Source organism: Collinsella sp. AM20-15AC, assembly GCF_003471405.1.
Classification (GTDB): Bacteria; Actinomycetota; Coriobacteriia; order Coriobacteriales; family Coriobacteriaceae; genus Collinsella.
On record NZ_QRJA01000001.1, the window covers coordinates 32,282 to 48,692 of the forward strand.

At 58.5% G+C, this 16,411-nt stretch carries 16 protein-coding genes; 10 read left to right on the forward strand and 6 right to left on the reverse strand.

Translation table 11 applies throughout. The features are described 5' to 3' along the window. Window positions 1-34: 34 nt before the first annotated feature. From DW233_RS00145 to DW233_RS00160, 4 genes are all read right to left on the reverse strand, one after another. Complete coding sequence (locus tag DW233_RS00145; RefSeq protein ID WP_118266129.1) at window positions 35-631, reverse strand: 5-formyltetrahydrofolate cyclo-ligase; 597 nt, start codon at window positions 629-631, stop codon at window positions 35-37. Between the two features lie 109 nt (window positions 632-740). Continuing rightward, a complete protein-coding gene (locus DW233_RS00150) occupies window positions 741-1,070 on the reverse strand; it encodes a type II toxin-antitoxin system HicB family antitoxin (RefSeq protein WP_118266130.1) in 330 nt (109 codons plus the stop codon). Next, window positions 1,063-1,326: a type II toxin-antitoxin system HicA family toxin gene (locus DW233_RS10580; protein ID WP_118266131.1), complete on the reverse strand. Its 264-nt coding sequence runs from the start codon at window positions 1,324-1,326 to the stop codon at window positions 1,063-1,065. Before DW233_RS10580 ends, DW233_RS00150 begins: the two co-directional genes overlap by 8 nt. Window positions 1,327-1,472: 146 nt before the next feature. Further along, window positions 1,473-4,511, reverse strand: coding sequence for an insulinase family protein (locus DW233_RS00160; protein WP_118266132.1), 3,039 nt, complete (start codon window positions 4,509-4,511; stop codon window positions 1,473-1,475). Between the two features lie 481 nt (window positions 4,512-4,992). On the opposite strand from DW233_RS00160, the gene DW233_RS00165 reads away from it, so the two are divergent. From DW233_RS00165 to DW233_RS00200, 8 genes are all read left to right on the forward strand, one after another. Then, window positions 4,993-5,697, forward strand: coding sequence for a GntR family transcriptional regulator (locus DW233_RS00165; protein ID WP_117563729.1), 705 nt, complete (start codon window positions 4,993-4,995; stop codon window positions 5,695-5,697). A 134-nt stretch (window positions 5,698-5,831) separates the two neighbouring features. Then, the gene (locus DW233_RS00170) at window positions 5,832-6,251 is read left to right on the forward strand and encodes a PTS sugar transporter subunit IIA (protein WP_117629024.1); all 420 of its coding nucleotides are present in this window, start codon (window positions 5,832-5,834) and stop codon (window positions 6,249-6,251) included. Between the two features lie 71 nt (window positions 6,252-6,322). Beyond that, entirely contained in the window at window positions 6,323-6,796 is a 474-nt protein-coding gene (locus DW233_RS00175) for a PTS sugar transporter subunit IIB (protein ID WP_117634363.1), read from the forward strand. A gap of 194 nt (window positions 6,797-6,990) precedes the next feature. Further along, a complete protein-coding gene (locus tag DW233_RS00180; protein WP_117640663.1) occupies window positions 6,991-8,025 on the forward strand; it encodes an SIS domain-containing protein in 1,035 nt (344 codons plus the stop codon). 81 nt (window positions 8,026-8,106) lie between these two features. Further along, window positions 8,107-8,880, forward strand: coding sequence for a PTS sugar transporter subunit IIC (locus DW233_RS00185; protein WP_118266133.1), 774 nt, complete (start codon window positions 8,107-8,109; stop codon window positions 8,878-8,880). Further along, window positions 8,880-9,728: a PTS system mannose/fructose/sorbose family transporter subunit IID gene (locus DW233_RS00190; protein WP_192924133.1), complete on the forward strand. Its 849-nt coding sequence runs from the start codon at window positions 8,880-8,882 to the stop codon at window positions 9,726-9,728. Before DW233_RS00185 ends, DW233_RS00190 begins: the two co-directional genes overlap by 1 nt. Before the next feature lie 551 nt (window positions 9,729-10,279). Then, window positions 10,280-10,945: a PilZ domain-containing protein gene (locus DW233_RS00195; protein ID WP_158565259.1), complete on the forward strand. Its 666-nt coding sequence runs from the start codon at window positions 10,280-10,282 to the stop codon at window positions 10,943-10,945. A gap of 5 nt (window positions 10,946-10,950) precedes the next feature. Next, entirely contained in the window at window positions 10,951-12,156 is a 1,206-nt protein-coding gene (locus tag DW233_RS00200; RefSeq protein WP_118266135.1) for a hypothetical protein, read from the forward strand. A 48-nt stretch (window positions 12,157-12,204) separates the two neighbouring features. On the opposite strand, the gene DW233_RS00205 is transcribed toward DW233_RS00200, so the two are convergent. After that, a complete protein-coding gene (locus DW233_RS00205; protein WP_118266136.1) occupies window positions 12,205-12,717 on the reverse strand; it encodes a hypothetical protein in 513 nt (170 codons plus the stop codon). A gap of 400 nt (window positions 12,718-13,117) precedes the next feature. On the opposite strand from DW233_RS00205, the gene DW233_RS00210 reads away from it, so the two are divergent. Both DW233_RS00210 and DW233_RS00215 read left to right on the forward strand, forming a co-directional pair. Next, window positions 13,118-13,918 carry a hypothetical protein gene (locus DW233_RS00210; protein WP_118266137.1) on the forward strand — a complete coding sequence of 267 codons (801 nt, stop codon included), beginning with the start codon at window positions 13,118-13,120 and terminating at the stop codon, window positions 13,916-13,918. A gap of 84 nt (window positions 13,919-14,002) precedes the next feature. Continuing rightward, the gene (locus tag DW233_RS00215; protein WP_118266138.1) at window positions 14,003-14,947 is read left to right on the forward strand and encodes a hypothetical protein; all 945 of its coding nucleotides are present in this window, start codon (window positions 14,003-14,005) and stop codon (window positions 14,945-14,947) included. An 88-nt stretch (window positions 14,948-15,035) separates the two neighbouring features. On the opposite strand, the gene dcm is transcribed toward DW233_RS00215, so the two are convergent. Beyond that, window positions 15,036-16,298: a DNA (cytosine-5-)-methyltransferase gene (dcm, locus tag DW233_RS00220; protein ID WP_233547880.1), complete on the reverse strand. Its 1,263-nt coding sequence runs from the start codon at window positions 16,296-16,298 to the stop codon at window positions 15,036-15,038. Window positions 16,299-16,411 lie beyond the last annotated feature (113 nt).

Here is a 16,411-nt window from a genome sequence, read left to right on the forward strand (position 1 = left end):
GGTGCTGCTGTAGCCGTGGCTGATGTGGCGGCGATTAGGCGCTGATGATGTTGGGCAGCGACAGGTCGTGGGCATCGGTGGGGATGTGGTCGACGCGCTGTTCGTCAAAGGCGATGCCGACGATTTGACATACGGGCGAGAGCATGGGCAGGTAGCGGTCATAGCAGCCGCCGCCGTAGCCCAGGCGTGCGCCGGCGCGGTCGAAGGCTACGAGCGGCACGACGATCATGTCGAGAGCTTCGGCAGGCACGATAGGGAAGCGGCTGCTATCGATGTCCGTGGCTGCGAAGGCCCGCGTGGGGTGGGCAATAAACGGGGCCGCGGATGCGTCGCCAGCAGCGGCCGCACGCATGCACATACGCTGGCCGCAGGCAGCAGCTTCGGTTGCCGAGAGCAAGCACGGATAGGCCACGCGCCAGCCGCGTTTGGCGGTCGCGGCGGCAAAGGCGGCAGGGTCTGCCTCGGAACCCATGGCGGCATAGACGGCAACGGTGTGTGGTGCCGCGGGATCTGAGCTGCCCAGCAGCTCAACAAGCCGCGCACAGATAGCGGCAGACTTCGCCGCCCGCAAGTCCAAATCAAGAGCATCACGCCGAGCAATCACCGCCCGCCGCAACTCGGCCTTATCCATCCATCACTCCTCTAGCAAGCCTGCCAAAAAGGGACAGGTTTATTTTGGCAGGTTTTATCATGGCAAACGTCAAAACCACCACAAAGGTGCCTGTCCCCTTTGTGGTGGTTTATAACGCCGCGGCGATTGCTTCGGTCACAAACTTATTGAGTGACTCGCCCTTCCTTGCCGCTGCCAGCGCCGCTTGCTTGTGGAGCTCAGAGCCCGTTCTTACGTTGAACGAGCCTTTGAAAGCCCGCTCGGGCTCCTTGCCCTTCTCGGCGCAAAACTCAAGGTAATCGTCGACGGCGTCGTGGAAGCATTGCTCCACTTCTTCAGCCGTGGAGCCTTCAAATATGATTGCGTCTCTAATGCCGGCGACCATACCTGTTAGCACGCGCTGCTCGGCATCGAACTCGACTGGGGCGAAATAGCCCTTGTATGCCAAAACGTTACTCATGAATGCCTCCGACATCCTGCAGAAATCGAACGATGTTTCGAATGGTCCCCGCTGTCAATTCGTCAGATGGATGGGGTGCGTGCATCACGAACATCCTGCCATCTGATGGCCTGTAAAAGCGAACGCGCGATCCGGATGTCTTGCCCTTGCTGTCCATTTCAAAGCCATATGAGGCCATGACTTTTAAAAAATCGGCATACCGATACGTCGAGGGGCAGCTAAACAGTTGGGCGATGAGTTTATGGGCTCGAGTCATCCCGCCTCACATTCTGCAACTACATTCTAGTTGCAATTTAGATCCGATGCAATCACCCATACTATAGAACATGTGTACGTATAGAACAAGTGTTCGAACCACTGCAAAGGGGCCTGTCCCCTTTGTAGTGGTTTTGCTTGCTGTGGTTAGCCCATCAGGTCGACTACGTTAAAGCCGGCGTTGCTCTTGGCGATGACGTCTCGGCCGCCAAAGACGCAGGTCGGCGACTCGGCTGCGATGCGCGTTACGTCGGTGCCGAGCGAGCGCAACTCACCGGGCGTGGCGGCGAGCATCTGGGCGCGGCGCTTTTCGCGCGCGTTGGGATCGAGTCCGGCCAGGTAGGTCGTGTTGCGGCGCTTGGTGAGCGCGTAGGGCTTCACCGGCGCGTCCATGCCGCTCACGCAGCTCACGATAAATCCCTCAAAGGCGGCCTCGTCGGGCTCAAAGCTGCCGAGCCATTCGCCTGCGCGCGCCACGCGCTCAATCGAGGGATCGATCGCCGGGTCGCGGTAGGTGTAGAACGCCGTTTGACGCTCGCCAGCCGCGCGGAATCCGCAACCGTATGCGCCGCCCTTCACACGGATCTCGTTCCACAGGTAGTCGTAGGAGAGCGCGTTGGCGGCAACCGCCCAGGCGCCCGTCACGTCGAGTCCCAAGCGACGCGGGTCGCACGCGCTTGCCGCAAAGCAAATGTCGCTGGGGATGACGAAAGCCTCGTGACGGTCGCGCGGCGTCGGCACCACGAGCGCGTTGCGGCCGGCATCGGCGCCGTCGCCTGCGCCAAGCCCCAGGTCGCCCGCGGCATCCCAGTACGCGTCAAAGTCCTCATCGCTGCCGGTAAAGCTCGCCATGCAGCCGTCGGCCACAAAGATGCGGTCTGCCAGCTCGGCAAGCTTGGCACGCAGGCCGTCCAGGCGCTCGTCAAAGTGCTCGAGCAAATCGCGCAGGAACAGGTAGAAGTCCACGCCCGAGAGCTGTTCGCGCACCACGGCCGAAGGCGAGGTGTAGCTCATCGCGCGGCCGAGTGCCGCCGAGTGTCCGTTGTTGATAAAGCCTTGCTCAAGCCCAATGCGAATCTGCGTGAGCACGTCGCGCACGCGGTCGGCGTCAGCATCGAGCAACAGCGTGCTCGACCACACCTCGCGCGGCAGGCTCGCCAGCGCATCGATCTTCTCGGACAGGGCGCCGGCGCTCACCAGCAGATAAGGGCGCACGCCGTCCACGTCGGTCTGTGTCATGACCTCGGTCGTAAAGCTCAAAAAGCCCAGCTTGCCGGCGAGCAGATTGTCGAGTTCCTCGGCCGAGTGCTCGCTCGTGGGCAGCTGTTTGAGCAGGCGGCAGAGCAGCGTCACATAGGGCAGGTCCTCAAATGCGACGCAGCTCAGGTCGAAATACTGCATGGCGTAGGCCAGGCGGTTGGTGGGGATGCCGTGGCGCAGGCAGGGGATGGGCGCGGTCGTGTCTACGACCAGCGGCGGCTCGGGGCGCGCCTCGCCAATGTCGGACACGCGCAGGCGCGGCAGCGTGGCCTTGTCCTCGGGCGTGTCCTCGGCCTCCTGCGCGGCACGCAGCGCAGCCGTGCGCTCGACCACGTCGGCCAGCTCGGCATCGGTCATGGCGTCGCGCTTGGCTGCCAGCTCGGCAGCTTCGGCGCCCTCCGAACCCTCAGCGGCGTCCACCGGAACCAGCTCGACCAGCGCCATGTGGTCGTTCTCCAGCACGAGCTCGCGCAGAAGGTCCTCAAAGTAGCTGCCTTCCAGCTCGCCGCGCAGCTCCTTGTACACCGGGCCATACTTGAGTGCCAGCGTCGCGGCGTCGTCATCGTAGAGCCACGTGCTCAGCGCGTCGCACGCAATGGCCACGCCGTCGGCGATACCGTAGTCGCGCTGGCGCAGGTCGTATTCGTTGCTGCTGATGATAGCTTCTAGGCGCTCGCGCGGAACGCCGTGCTCACACAGGTCGCGGCAGGCGTCCTGGAACACGCGGCGCAGCTCGCGCGCCACGCCGGGCTGCGCGTTTTGCAGCATGATGAGCTCGTAGGGCTGCAGGCACTCGGCCGCGGTGTAGCTCACCACGTTGCCGCCCAGGCCTGCCGCCAGGATAGCCTTCTTAACCGGCGCCTCGTTGGAGCCCAGCAGCGCCTCGAACAGGATGTCCGCGGCGATCGTGCGCTTGCGGTCGAGTGCGCTGCCCAGCACAAGGCCCAGGCCCACCAGGGCGTTTTCGGGCGTGGTGGCCATCTCGACGCGCTTGTACTCGCAGGTCACGGGTGTCTGCACGACCAGCGGATTGGGCGCCAGCGCGGACGGGTCCTCGCCGGCGGCGACGGCTGCGTCCATGCGGCGGCTCGCGGCGCTCGACTGCGACAGATAGCGCTCGTCCAAAAAGGCCAGCGCGCGGTCCACGTCCAGGTCGCCGTAGAGCGTGATGTAGGAGTTGGAGGGGTTGTAATGGCGCGCGTGCGTGTCCAGGAACTGCTCGTAGGTGAGCGCGGGAATCGCGCGCGGATCGCCGCCGCTCTCGTGCGCATAGGCCGTGTCGGGGTAGAGCGCGGCGTTGACGGCGTCGTCCAGCACGCTCATGGGGTCGGACAGCGCGCCCTTCATCTCGTTGAACACTACACCGTTATAGCGCAGCGTGCCCTCGCGCAGGCTGGCGGCGCTGCCGTCGCCGCCAGCGCCCTCCGGCAGGTCCAGCTCGTAGTGCCAGCCCTCCTGCTCAAAAATGGTGGGCTTGGTATAGATGGCCGGGTTGAACACCGCGTCCAGGTACACGTCCATCAGGTTGTACAGGTCCTGCTCGTTGGTGGTGGCAACGGGGTAGATGGTCTTGTCGGGGTAGGTCATGGCGTTGAGGAACGTCTGCATGGAGCTCTTGATCAGATCGACAAATGGCTCCTTGACGGGGAACTTGGCCGACCCGCACAGCACCGAGTGCTCAAGAATATGGAACACGCCGGTAGAATCGTCCGGCGGCGTCTTAAAGCCAATGGCAAAGGCCTTGTTTTCGTCGTCGCACGCCAGGTACAGCAGGCGCGCGCCCGAGGTGGTATGGCGCAGTACGTAAGCGTCCGAGTCGAGCTCGGGCACGGTCTCGCAGCGCTCGACGGTAAAGCCGTGGCAGGTAGTGCCGGGCACCAGCAGCGCGGCAGCAGCGGCGCGCGGGTCGGTTGAGGTAGTGGACATATGCAGTCTCCTTTGACGCCCCAACGGGGGCGAATCGAGTCGAATCCCCGAGAGTATACCCATATGGGGCCTTCGACCAATCTGCCGGATGAGCGTGGATTTTCTGGCACACGAGCGTGGAAATTCGGACGTCTGCCGCATGAGCGTGGATTTTCGGACGAAATCGGCCGCCAAAAGCCCAAAAACCGTCCAAATATCCACGCTCGCGCGTCAAGTACGTATCTCTCACCTCACATTCATCTCTACGACGAGGGATGAATGTGAGACAGGTAGAAGATAAAAATCAATCGGCTTATCGGATGCATATACCGCCATCAGATTGAAGCTGTATGCGGAAATGGATGGACTCTACACCGCTTACGCAAAATAACCCCTCGTTTGCTAAAACATTATAGGAAATGGCGTGGAGTGCTAAAAAGTTCTAATACAATATAAGTCATTTATCTATAGGCTGCTGATTCCTTGTAAAGGTATGGTTGATATGGTTGAGGCAAATAGCGTTATCCCCCTGTACAAACAGATTGTTCGTGCGCTTTCTGATTCAATCGCCAACGGCACGTACCGCCCGGGAGATAAGCTTCCGACCGAGGCGGAGCTTATCGAGCAATTTGGCGTGAGCCGAATAACGGTTCGCTCCGCAATTAAAGAAATGGAAGATGCTGGGCTTGTTGAGAGGGCCCGCGGCAAGGGCACGTTCGTTTCGTCGGACACGCAGATGTATGCCGCGGACGACCGTGAGAGCTTTACCCATTCGTGCCAGCTTGCGGGCAAACAGGCGTCTACCAGGGTTCTCGAAATGGGCTGGGACTTCCCAAGTCTGCGAGACGCGAAGTTCCTGGGCGTAGACGATACCCAAAAGGTATTGCGTAGCCGTCGTCTGCGCCTTGTGGATGGCAAGCCCACGATGCTGGAAACCAATAGCTATTCCGCTGCGCTTTCTTTTTTGGAGCATGAGTCCCTCGATGATTCGCTGATGGCGGTACTCGATCGCCAGGGGATCAAGATGGGTCCCAACACGCGTACGCTCGAGGTCTGCTATGCGAGCGAGCTCGAGGCGGCATACCTTAACGTGGAGCTGGACTCTTCGCTGCTTCTGTTTGTCGATAGACGTTATGCCCCAAGTGGCGAGCCGCTTTTCATCTCCCGTCAGGTGTACTGCACCGAGCGACTGAAGTTCTATTTGTAAATTAGCGATAGATTGGTCGATTTACCGACCAATTGTTACCGTTCGCGGATTTGGAAAATAGACACACCACGTAGGGTAGATTGCTAATATACTTTGTTATGACAATATAGTACGTCCTATTGGTATTGAGAACTATGAATAAGATATTGCTAGCGAGTCATGGTTATCTCGCCCAAGGCATGAAAAGCTCTCTGGAGATTCTGATGGGCACCAACGACCGAATCGAGTGCCTGTGCGCCTATGTCGATGACGATTCAAGGGACGTCGCGGCGTTGATTGATGCATGGATGGAGACGAGGGACCCTGCCGACTCTTGGTTTGTCGTGACTGACATCTTTGGCGGCTCTGTAAACAACGAATTCATTCAGAGGCAGACCGACGGATCGTTTACGTTAATCGCTGGAATGAACTTGCCGCTGCTGGTGGAAATGGTTACACAGCTGGACTCCCTGGATGCGGACAAGGCCAAAGCCGCGGTCGAGGGATCGCGTTCGTTTATTCAGCTTTGCGAGGCGGCGGACATGCTTGCCGGCGCCGAGGAAGAAGAGTTCTAGTTAGTTCTGGTTCGAGCCCTAGCTAGGGGCCACACCTGTCATTCCCTTTATCACGTGCGGAGATGATAACGATGATTAAGCTTACGAGAGTTGATTACCGACTGATTCACGGCCAAGTTGCCATGTCCTGGACTCACGCTTTGGATGTAGATTGCATCTTGCTTGCCAGCGATGCTGTGGCAAAAGACGACATGAGGAAGGCGGCCTTGAGGCTCGCCCGCCCCAACGGCGTTAAACTCGTCATCAAGGATGTTGACGCTGCTATCGAGGCGCTCAACAGCGGCGTTACCGACAAGTATTCGCTGTTTATCATCACTGAGACGATTGAAGATGTCTATCGTCTCGCTAAGGGTTGCAAAGACATCAAAGAGATCAATCTGGGCGGAACCCGAAAGACCCCTGAGACCACGCTTCATCCGACCCCTGCGATCTTTGCGACCGAGAAAGATGCCGAGCATATCCAAGAGCTCCTGGGCGATGGCGTGGCCATCGAAATCCGTCAGGTTCCCAATGATGCTAAGGTGTTTGCCAAGGACGTTTTTTAGCCGAAAACATGCTGGTGTTCGGTATTTATTGAACCGATACTCTATGTCTAAGCCCGTCGATTATTTGATCGGCGGGCTTTTTATTAAAGAAAAATCGAAAAATTCTGAAATAGTTCTTGCATAGTTAGTTATATAAAGTATTATAACGTCATGGGATGAATGAAGGGTTCATCCAAGTGAGTTAGGAGTAAGGGATGTTCAATTTCGATGAGCCTCGTTACGAGAAGGTTGTGAGCGATGCCCTCGCTCTCCGTCCTCAGATTGAGGCTGCCGTGGACGAGGTCTGCGAGCAGGGTTATTCCAACATCTTCTTCATCGGCTGCGGCGGCACCTGGGCCCACACGCTCCCGATGAAGTATTGGGTCGAGACCACCACGGCCGACGTCGACGTCCACTGCGAGATCGCCGCTGAGTTCCTCGCGTGCCCGCCCAAGACCTTCAACAAGGATTCGGTCTGCGTCTTCTCCACCCGTACCGGCACCACCCCCGAGATCATTGAGGCTGCCAAGTTCTGCCAGGAGCAGGGCGCCCGCACGCTGATGTATGTCTCCAACGACAACACTCCGGCCACCGAGTACGCCGATTACAAGTTCTTCAGCTTCGCCGAGGACGACGTTCTGTGCGAGGCCATCTACACCTACCAGATCACGCTGGTCGCCCGCTTCCTCAAGAACGCCGGCGCCTTCCCCAAATACGATACCTTCATGGAGGAGTTCGGCAACATCGCTCCGTACCTCATCAAGGCCAAGGACGCTCAGGACGAGCGCTGCGCCGCCATGGCCGAGGACTTCAAGGACACCGATTACCACATGGTGATTGGCTCCGGCATGCTCTGGGGTGAGGCCTACGACTACGCCATGTGCATCCTCGAGGAGATGCAGTGGATCAAGACCAAGTCCATCCACGCCGCCGAGTTCTTCCACGGCACCATCGAGCTGTGCGAGGAAGGCACGAGCCTCATCATGCTCTACGGCGAGGACGACACCCGTAAGCTCATGGACCGCGTGGACAACTTCACTCACATGCTCGCCGACGAGAAGGGCGTCAACGTCCGCGTGAACAAGTTTGACACCGCCGAGGTCGAGCTGCCGTTCAGCGACCCCGAGTTCCGCAAGATCGTCTCCCCGATGGTCACCTACACCATCACCGAGCGTCTGAGCTGCCATCTCGAGCACGTCCGTAACCACCCGCTCACCACGCGTCGTTACTATCACCAGATGAACTACTAATCCTCTCAAATTGCTGCGGTTGTCTGCAGGCGAGCTGCGCAGAATGCCTCGCCTGCAGACCTGTTTCTGGGGTTGATCGAAATGGTTGTCTATTATCTTCTAGTTGCACTGGTCGCATTTATTGCGTCCATGGACGAGCAATTATTTGGCATTACGATGCTTGGTCGTCCGCTGTTTACGAGCCTGTTTGTCGGCTTGATCCTTGGCGATGTCCAGCAGGGCGTTATCGTCGGCGCTGCTTTGGAGTCCATGTTCATGGGCGCCATCATGGTCGGCGCGGCGGTTCCTCCCGAGGTCTATGCCTCCGGCGTGCTTGGCTGCGCGTTTGCCGTCATTACGGGTACGGGCACGGCAACTGCCGTCGCGCTCGCCCTTCCCGTCTCCGTCTTCCTTCAGGTGTGGCGCAACTTCTGCTACGCCGTTCCGGGTGCCTTTGCCTGCAAGAAGATTGAGACCGCTCTGGCAAATCGCGATCTTGCCAAGGCGAATCTGTACCATCTGACCATCGTGCCGCTGTCGATTGGCATTCCGTCTGCACTGCTGGTGTTTGGCTCGCTGTTCTTTGGTGCCGACCTTATCAACAATGCGCTCAACGCGATTCCGCAGTTTGTGATGGACGGCCTCAACGTTGCGTCCGGCGTCATGGTCTGCATCGGCTTCGCTCTTCTTATCAGGACCATGGGCGATAACAAGCTCCTTCCCTGGCTGTTCCTGGGCTTCATTATGGTCATCTACCTCAAGATGGACGTGGTCGGCGTCGCCGCAGCTGCCATTTGCGTCGCGCTGCTCCTGGCCTTCCGCGAGGGCTCGTCCGGTCCGCAGACGGTTGCTGCAGATGAAGAGGAGGACTTCTAATGGCTATCCAGAACACCGACCTCAAAGAGGCCAAGAAGGACGCGATTATGACTCCCGATATGTATCGGAGCATGTTCCTTCGCCAGTTTACGAGCCAGTGCTCGCAGTCGTACGACAAGATGATGGCAATGGGCTTCATGTACACCATTCAGAAGCCCCTGCGAAAGATCTATCCCAACGACGACGATTACTATGCGGCGCTCGATCGCCATACCGAGTTCTTTAACATCACGCCTCATGTGCTTCCGTTTGTAGCCGGCCTAACGGTTTCGATGGAAGAGCAGGCGGCTGCCGATAAGAACTTCGACACGTCCTCGATTAACGCCATGAAGGTCGGCCTTATGGGACCGCTTTCCGGCATCGGCGATTCGTTCTACTGGGGTACGTTCCGCGTGGTTGCCGCCGGCATTGGTATTGGCATCGCTTCGACGGGCAACCCGCTCGGCCCCATCGTGTACGCGCTCATCTACTCCGTGATTAACTTTGCAACGCGTATCGTCGCCGCCCATCTGGGTTACGACTTGGGAACCAAGTTTTTGCAGCAGTCCGAAGAGAGCAACCTTATGTCTCGCATGACGCATGCTGCCGGTGTTCTCGGAATGACCGTTATCGGCGCCATGATTGCGGCACAGGTCTCGCTGTCCACGGCTTTGACCTTTGACGTGGGTGGTTCGGAGATTGTCCTGCAGGATCTGTTCGATTCGATCTTCCCCGGTCTGCTGCCCTTGCTGGCAACGTTCGCTTGCGTTGCCCTCTATAAAAAGGGCGTCAAGACCATTTGGATCATCTTGGGCATCTTCGCAATCTGCATCATCGGAACGGGCTTGGGAGTGTTCGCGGCGGCGTAATGTTGACTGCTATGCTCGCGCGTTGGATAACTAACTGACCGTTTGAAAACGGGGCTCGGCGTAAGGCCGGCCCCGTTTTTTATTTGAGGGATTTTCCGACCGTCCAAAAAATCACACTCGTCCATCACTCACGCATCTCTCATCTCTCATTCGTCACTAATGCGAGAGATAACAGAAAGACGAGAGATAAATATGAGAGATAACAATGCTGCAAGGTGGCTAGGGGATCGAGTCAAAGTTCCCGTATACATGAGTTTACCTGCGCGAACGTGATTTGCTTGAACCGATAACGGTAATTTTGTCTCTCATCTCTCACTCATCTCTAAGCTGAGAGATAAATGAGAGATGGCTGAGAGATAGACAGACGGCCTGTCGGGGACATGCATCGCTGTTAGATTGATGCCGCGCACAGAGCGGCTGCGCGTTCACCCGTGCCCCACATCCCGCCATTTCGCGCGCCGCCCATGGAAACCCGCAGCAAAGCAGGTACAATAGCCCAATGTGCATCGCGCACGACGATGATATCGGCGCCCGCGACTGGGGGAGACAACATGGCAGAGCAACAGATAACGCCGGGGACCAAGCTTCAGGTGGCATTCGACGTGCCCATGGGCCAAAAAACCGACTTCAACATGCTCGCCACGTACAAAGAGAACCTGGACGACGCGTACTTTCTTATGAGCGCGCCCATGCTCGCCGGCAAGCCGCTGCTCATGGACGAAAACCAAAAGCTGCTGCTGCAATACAAAGTGGGCGAGGAAACGTTCGTGCTCGCCGGCTACCCCGAGTCAGTCGAGAAAAAGGGCATCCGCACCTACTGGAAAATGCGCAAAGTCGCCGAGCAGCGCACCTTTGTCAAGCGCCGCGACGAGCGTTTTAAGGTCGCCATGCGCCTGACCTACCAGCGCGACAACGAGCCGACCCCCGAGCCCGAGGACGCCATGACCATCGACGTCTCGGCCGGCGGCCTGGCCGTCTACCTCAACGATTATCCCGATGTGGGCGAGGCCCTGGCCGTGCAAATGCCCACGATCCGCCTGCAGGGCGAGCGCCACGAGCTGCCCGAGCAGCTGGGCATCGTGTGTTGGGTGCGCCGCGCGCCCAAGGGCAGCCTGTACCGCAACGTCTGCGGCCTGCAGTTTCGCTACGCCGACGACATGGAGCGCGAGCTCGTCAAAGAATACGTCGGCTACATTCGCACCAAATATAAGATCTGATCGCCATGGCACTGTTCAAGCGTAACGACAACAAAGATCAAACTGCCGAGGATTTGGCCGAGGATTTGGCGCAGGACCAAGCCGAGGGCGTGGCCGATAATTTGGCCGAGCGCCAGGCCGAGCGCCAGACCGTGGACACGTCGGCAGACGCGCCCGCCGCCAATGCCGAGAACGCGCCCGGCGAGGACTCCGCCCTCGATCAGCCTCCCACCTCCCGCAAGCGCTTCGGCAAGCCCAAGCCCAAGCGCAAGCCCAAACCCAAGCGCGACTTGCGCGGCGTGGTGCGCATCGAGGAGCTGGAGCAGGCGCTGGCCGACCAGGACCTCGACGACATCGACCCCGACGCGGTCGTGTCCATGTACATGCCCAAGCGTCGCATGGAGCGCATCGGCACGGCGCTGCTGCGCATGGACAAGTTGCAAAAGGCCCTCGTGGTGCTGGCGCTTGCCTTTGGCGTGCTGTTCGCCCTGTCGTTTATGCAGGAAAACATGGGCAACTTCACCATCAACCTCAACCGCCTGGAGCTGTTCCGCCGCGGCGTGGCCATTGCCGACAACGGCGACTTTAACAACGCCACCGCGCGCCTGGCGGCCGACGCCGTGGACAACGGCACCAATATCGCCGCCGACGACTTGCCCGACAACCTGGATAGCGTCGACGGCAGCCACAACGGCAAGAACTACGTGGCGTACACCTTCTATATCCGCAACGCCGGCAAGACCGATTTGGGCTACAGCGCCAAGCTCAAGGTGGTCAGCGCCAGCAAGGGCGTGGAGAAGGCGGCGCGCGTGCGGGTGTATCGCAACGGCAAGCCCATCACCTACGCGGCTGCCGCGGCCGACGGCAATCCCGAGCCCAACACCGAGCCGTTTGCGTCCAAAGACGTGGTGACGACCATTAGCCACGCGAACTTCCGCGTGGGCGACGTGGACAAGTACACCGTGGTCATTTGGCTGGACGGCGACGACCCGGAGTGCGTGGACAAGATCATCGGCGGCGCGGTGGAGTTCGGTTTCGATTTCGATTCGTCTGAGACCGACGATTCGAGCCTGTTCGTTAAGTTCGTGCAGGATATTGCCGACACCCTGACTGGCAACGACCCCATTAGCGCGAGCGGCAACGAGGCGCCCGATTACTACAAGGAGCACAACGTGACGTGGAGCAACCGTCGCAACCAAAAGAACTCACCCGCAGGGGACGGGGACAAGTAGAACGAACAAGCGCCGGGCCGGGATTGAATTCCCGGCCCGGCGCTTTTGCTATACAGAGTCGTTGTCGTTAGAGGTGCCGCCGTTGCCCGCGGCGGCATCCAGCAGGAACAGTCGCAGCGCGAGATTGATCGCGTAGCCCGGTTTGACCTGCGCGGCGTCACCCATGCGTTCGCCCAGGTCGCCACAGTAGGCGTAAACATCGCGGATGAGGTCCGCGCCCGAGAGGGTAAACATGTAGCCCGCGTCCGAAAGCGCGTTGGGTGCTGCGGGCAGTCCCGCGGCCGCACAAAAGCTCGCAAGGTCGGGACCCATGACGGCCTCGTAGTCGATTGCGTGGCCGTCGTCCTGGGCGGCCCGCTCCTGCTCGCGGGTGTACGACAACGCCGCCGCCAGCACAAAACTGGGCGTGGGGGCGTTGACGTCATCGGTGGTGGCGACGAGCTTGCCGGCCGCCTGCGTGACCAACCAGGCGACTTCGCGCTGGCAGCGAACGGCTTTGCGCGTCACCGGCTTGATCGATCCGGCAGAAACGCTTCCCTTGGGTTGATTGGCGGCAGCCATGGGGCCCTCCCAACAAATAGCCCGCTAAGCAGGCAAAAATACACGTTCTGCACCAGTATAGCGAGTGGGGAAGGGCTAAGGGCAAAGCTCGGTGAGGGGTGTAGGTATGTGCTGGCATGGCGCTGCGGCGGCAAGCCTTAAGAGGGACTTATGACCCAGCGGGAGAGCGTGGCCAAATAGAGTGAACGGCGTTTGCGCAGTTCCATACCTAGCCCAAGGTAGGCCTATGAATCTGACGGATCGTAGGCCCCCGAAAACTCATAAGGAAATCGTAAGAAATATGGTATTCTCAAATCCAAATTTTAAGGATGGGCAAGCAACATCCAACACGAAAGCACGGGCTCCCCTTCCGGGCTTCTCGAGGGTCATCTGGGACGAATGGGGAAAGAAAGGGGTCCGTATGGATACCAAGGCATTAAAGAAGCAGATGGGCGCCGCCATCGCCATGGTGCTGGTGGCAGCCGTAGCCCTCGGCTCCGCCACCTTCGCATGGTTTGTGACGAACAGCAAAGTCGACGCCACCACGAGCACGATCTCCGCTCAGTCGAACGCAGCATACATGACGATTGCAAATGGCACGACGGGCGCCAATGCGGTCGATACCACCTCGGTCAAAACTGAGGTCACAACCAAGCCTCTTTATCCTGCTACATACGGTGAGCAAGATGCTACAAAGAAGGGCACTTGGATGACTGGCTTTGGCACTACGCTTGATGATGGCACCCTTAGCGGCTCCCTTGTCGAGTGCAAGGATCCGACTGGGACCGCAAACGCTGGCTCCACTGCCGCTGCGCTCGCAGGTGACTACATTCTTCAGCAGGACTACAACATCAGCTCTAAGGGCCAGAATCTTACTGGCCTTCAGGTCGAGAAGGTCACGGTCGCGAAGGACTCTACGTCGAACTCCGAGCTTGCTAAGGCACTTCGCGTGCTCGTCACTAATGCTGACGGCACCGCTTGGGTTGTTTACGGGCAGAAGGCCGATAGCGCAGATTACGAGTGCAAGCTTTCCTCTGATACCAGCAACGCCGCAACCGTATCTCTTGGCGACGTTACCGCAAAGCTGGACACCGCAGTTCACGTGTACCTCTACTACGAGGGCAAGGATGCCAGGGTCACCACGAGGAACCTGCAGGATAACAAGCTGACCGCCACTGCAAAGGCGACAGTGTTCTTCACCGCAACTGCGGACAACAAGTAATCGCAGCTACGATTTATGGCTTGCGAAGGGCAGGTTCCCAGCCCGGGATCCTGCCCTTTTCCTTAACGAAGGGAGGCGACGGGTATGCACGATTCAGTAAAGAAGCTTAAGGTTCAGCTTGTTGGGGCGGCGTTGACCGTCGTCGTCTCGGCGGTGGCGCTTTCTGCGACTACCTACGCATGGTTTGCTGCGAACAATAGAGTTCACGCCAATACGAGTACCATCTCCGCTCAGGCGAACGGTATGGTTCTTCAGATCGCTAAGGGTAATGACGTTACCCATGACGGTTCGGACAAGCAGACCACTGCAAGCTCCACGGGTCACGAAATCAGCCCTTCATCGACGAACGATGCAAAGTCTTGGTTTGTTCCCAAGTCCTGGCAGGGCACCGATGTCTCCAGCTACCAGAAGGCCAACACGGACGCTAGCGGCAAGTACGCGCTGGCGGGCGGTACCGATTCCTATTATGCCTACGTTGCCGCTGACTACACCCTCTACACCGTGACGAACACGGGCATCGCGGATGTTTATCTAGACGGCACGAATCCTGTCACCATCAAGCCTACCGACAATGCAACGCAGGAGTGGTTTGACAAGATCGAAGGCAGCCTGCGCGTCGGCATTGTTATCAATGACGAACTTAAAGTCGTTTATGCTCCCGTTGAACCTTCGACTACTGAGCATGGCAACGACGCCTCCTCAACGACCGGTTGGAGCTGCGTCGCAGCTGAAGGAACGACGACCCAAGCGCCGTCGTACGCGCATGTTGCCGGCGCGACCCTAATTGACCAGAACGGCGGCGATTGGGCCGCCACTGGATCGGGCGGCTCTTATTCCAAACCTGCTGGAGCAAATCCGCGAGCCATCGCAAAGGGTGTTGGCTACAACGGCACGAACATGAAGATTGTCATCTGGATGGAAGGCACCGACTCCGACTGTCAAAACTGGTCCGAGCAGGACAAGAACACCGCTGCTCCGACCTTTGACGTCACCGTAAGCTTGGTCGGCATCGTTCCTGATTCCAAGTAGTACAAGCGCTACAGTAGTTTGAATAGAAAACGAGGGCCAGTTCAGTCTTGAACTGGCCCTCGTTTGTTTATGCCAAAAAGCGGTTTGGCTACAACCCGTACACCTCAGCCATGGCCTCGCCGATGCGATGGGGGACACCCGTGACCAGGGCGTTACCCATGCAAAAGGCTCGATGGCCATCGGTCATGCCGGTGTCGGTCCAGCCCTTCGGGAATCCCTGGAGCTGATCGAGCTCGTCGGGGACAAGGCGACGGAAACGACCGTCGGGGCACTCGATGACATGCTTGAAACGGCTGGCTCCCGTCCCGCCTTCGCCCGTGAGAATCGTGCGGCTCGGTTTATCGATGGCATCCGGGAAACTCATGGCTCCCTCGGAATACGTGTACGTAAAGCCCGTCTTCTTATTGGTGCGCTCTTCGCGCTTACTGCCCTTAAGGTAGCGCCAGTCGGGAAGCTTTTCGTCAGAGATGTAGAACTGCTCTGGAACAAGTGCCTCATCGACAAGCACATCGCCAAGCACGCGGCGCTCGCCGTGATAGTCCTCAGTGAAGTCGCACGTCAGAACATGACAGCCCTGCATGACGCCAGCGTTTTTGAACTGCGATGTCTTTTGACCAACGCCAAAGCGAGTCGAGTTCTCGTAAGGATCAGGTAGGACATCGAGCTCGGCCATTTCGTTAGGATAGATAGCGGGGAAGGCCTTTGCCATAACGCCGTTACGCATGCGATCGGCAAGATCGACCTTGCTGGCGTTCTTCTCGCAGAAGATGTAAACGCGCTTGCGGCGCTGGGGAAAGCCGTATTCCGCAGAGTTGACCACACGCCATTCGACGGTGTAATCGAGATCGGCGAGGCAGCTCAAGATGATGGCGAAGTCGCGACCGCGCTGAGATGCGGGCGACTTGAGCAAACGGTCAACATTCTCAAAGAGACCGAAGCGGGGTTTTTTCATCTCGAGAAAGTGATAGATGTCCCACCAAAGGACACCCTTCTTGCCTTCGATACCGTGCGCTTGATTGAGCGGACGTGCAACAGAGTAGTCCTGGCAGGGGAAGCCGCCGACGACCATTTGTACGTCGGGGATTTCAATCTCGCCGGCCTCAGCCTGCTCCAATACCTTATTGATATCTTCGTTGACAACGGAATCTTCGCCAAAGCGGTCCATGTAGCAACGGGCTGCGAACTGACGGGACTTGGTTCCGGGCGGCTCCCACTGGTTGGCCCAAATGGTATGGAAGGGGCCGGCGGGCTTCATGTAAAACTCGGGATGACGCGGGTCGGCATAGCCTTCGAGGCCCAGCCGAAATCCGCCGACGCCCGCAAAAAGCTCGGCAATGTTAATCTCAGACACGTTTCTCCAATCGCTGCTGTGTCCGTTTATGGTGCTCACAACAATAACCGATCGAGCGGACAAGATCAAGCCCTCAATTTCATGGAGGAAAATGCTGCTCTGAACTACCATGG